Source organism: Mesorhizobium sp. M7A.F.Ca.ET.027.03.2.1, assembly GCF_003999175.1.
Lineage (GTDB): Bacteria > Pseudomonadota > Alphaproteobacteria > Rhizobiales > Rhizobiaceae > Mesorhizobium.
Genome location: NZ_RZOM01000959.1, coordinates 1 through 2,403 on the forward strand (window position 1 = coordinate 1; position 2,403 = coordinate 2,403).

At 59.5% G+C, this 2,403-nt stretch carries 3 protein-coding genes and 1 pseudogene; 3 read left to right on the forward strand and 1 reads right to left on the reverse strand.

From position 1 onward, the window contains the following. Both EN750_RS29590 and purS read left to right on the forward strand, forming a co-directional pair. A pseudogene (locus tag EN750_RS29590) lies at nucleotides 1-171 on the forward strand (phosphoribosylaminoimidazolesuccinocarboxamide synthase); the annotation flags it as partial. Between the two features lie 43 nt (nucleotides 172-214). Next, complete coding sequence (purS, locus tag EN750_RS29595) at nucleotides 215-457, forward strand: phosphoribosylformylglycinamidine synthase subunit PurS (protein WP_027028672.1); 243 nt, start codon at nucleotides 215-217, stop codon at nucleotides 455-457. Nucleotides 458-496: 39 nt separating this feature from the next. Here the strand turns inward: purS and EN750_RS29600 are convergent, their stop codons facing one another. Then, nucleotides 497-1,669, reverse strand: coding sequence for a hypothetical protein (locus tag EN750_RS29600; protein ID WP_127398865.1), 1,173 nt, complete (start codon nucleotides 1,667-1,669; stop codon nucleotides 497-499). A 414-nt stretch (nucleotides 1,670-2,083) separates the two neighbouring features. Between EN750_RS29600 and EN750_RS29605 the strand changes: the two genes are divergently transcribed. After that, nucleotides 2,084-2,403, forward strand: a 320-nt coding sequence (locus EN750_RS29605; RefSeq protein WP_189526557.1) for a phosphoribosylformylglycinamidine synthase subunit PurQ, incomplete at its 3' end; no start/stop codon positions are given.

A 2,403-nucleotide genomic window follows, 5' to 3' on the forward strand; every position in this document is an offset into this window, starting at 1 on the left:
ACGCAGGACAAGCTCGACAAGGACCGTTTCCGCCGCGACATGGGCGGCCTCGTCGAGGCCTACCAGGAAGTTGCCCGCCGCCTCGGCATCATGAACGAGAACGAGCCGCCGCGCCCGACCGGCCCGGTGCTTGTCGCCTCGACCGACGGCCTCAAAGGCAAGCCGCACTAATCGCGGTTTGCGCCCCGATACCCAGAACAGGAGCAAGTCCAGCGTGATCAAGGCCCGCATTACCGTCACCCTCAAGAACGGCGTGCTCGACCCGCAAGGCAAAGCGATCGAACACGCGCTGTCTGGCCTGGGTTTCGGCGGCGTCGGCGCGGTGCGGCAGGGCAAGGTGTTCGACGTCGAGCTGGCGGAAAGCGACAAGGCCAAGGCCGAAGCCGACCTCAAGGCCATGTGTGACAAGCTGCTGGCGAATACGGTGATTGAGAATTATAGTGTGACGCTGGGGTAACGCCGATAGCGCCCGCCAGTTGGCGGGCGCTGATCCGGTCTAGATCGGGCGTGGACTGCGCGGCCTGCGAACCCACAGGTAGTAGATCGCGATTGCGCCAGCGATGATCACGAGCAGTTTGTAGAACATTCGTTTGACATCACCAAAGTCGAAAACCTTGTCGATCCCTTCGGGACTGGCCGGGTTTCGCAACAGCTCGATCTCAGTGCCGATCGACGTGGGCATCTTCATAAAAAAATCTCCGGCCACGTCAAACGAATACTCGCCACCACCCGGAGCGCGATAGGCGAGCTTTGCGGTTGGGATTTTCGTGATGCGCCAGGCGCCCTCTCCCGGCGCCGGGGTCAAAGGAGCCGTCGCGGCACCAGAAGAGCAATTGGCGCGCGACCGCTCTACCCAGTCGCGCCTGACCTTCACTTCCAGTACACACTGCATTCCGGTCTCAACCACGTCCGCTTTTTGCCGTTCCCAGGTGAACGTGTGAATGAAGCGGACGACGGCCGGCTTCATTGACGATGCGCCCAAAAAGAAAAGCGCTGCTGCCATCCCCGTCAGTAGGAGCTTTAACACGAAACGACCGAATGCCAGGCTCCGTTTCGTTCGCGCCATTGCCGCCAGTTGGACGGCTCTTACCCGAGGATCGTCGGAGAGCTGGCTCGGATCGCGCCCGTCGCCAATTGCGCGCCGCAGACCCACCAACACCATCATGTTGAACCACCCTACAAGAGCGACCATCAGAAGGTGCCAATGCAACCGATGAAAGGTGGTGTGATGGCTAGCAATGCAGGCGTTTGCGAAATCAATCCGAGATAAGCCGTGACGACCACCCGCGTTCCAGACGCCGTCCCCCGAAACAAGCGGCACCAACAAGAATGCCGTAAGGCCCGCTCCAGTCAGAAAAAGTGCGCGGTAAGCGCGAAAGCGTCTCTTGTAGGTAAAGACATCAATCGCATCCGATATGATCATCCCTGCGGAAATGACGCCGAGGCTGACTGAAATAATCGTGGTCACGAGAAACAGGCGCGTGAACGAGACGGCACAGGCGCCGAGGCTCGTATCGAGGGAAAGCCACTTTGAAAAAAGCTCCCCCGTGGAAGGGCGGGCGTCCCACATCAGCATGAATGCGAACGCGCCGAGCGACGCCACTATCGTCGCCGATACCCACATGGCGCGCCGAATGTCCTCGCGTTCTTTGATCTTGCCGTTGTCCACCGGAGTCTCAAGTCGTTTGCAGCCATCGTCCTTATGCTGCTGCAGACGTTAATATCCCGGATTCATACTGTATAAAAATCTTTAGAGAGCGTCTCGGACGCTTCAAAGACGAGCCGAGACTTGATCAATAGTGAGAACCCTGGTCCATCGTTGGGCTTTCCGCAGCTACAGATCTTGACCGCTGACATTGTTCCAGCGACTTCCGCGCGTTCACCGGAAAAGCGGCGTGACGTATGATTTGAACGAGCGTGAAGCTTTCCAAACGCAATCTCACGCAGGAAAGTGCTATCCTGAGCGTCGACTCGGCAGCGATGACCAAGAACGGGGCATTATTCTTTCTCTCGACAACGGTGTCTGGTTGACCAACCACGTTTCACCCCGGTATCTGGTTCAGATGCTCGAACGGGAATTGCCATGAAATCAGCCGTTGTCCTCCTGCCCGGCCTCAACCGCGACCGCGACATGATCGCGGCGCTGACCAAGATTTCGGGAACGCCGCCGGTCACCGTCTGGCAAACCGACACCGAAATCCCCGATGTCGACCTGATCGCCATTCCGGGCGGCTTTTCCTTCGGCGACTATCTGCGCTGCGGCGCGATCGCGGCGCGCATGCCGGTCATGCGGGCGGTGGCCGAAAAAGCGGCCGCCGGCGTTACGGTCATCGGCGTCTGCAACGGTTTCCAGATCCTGGTCGAGGCCGGCCTGTTGCCGGGCGCCTTGATGCGCAACACCTC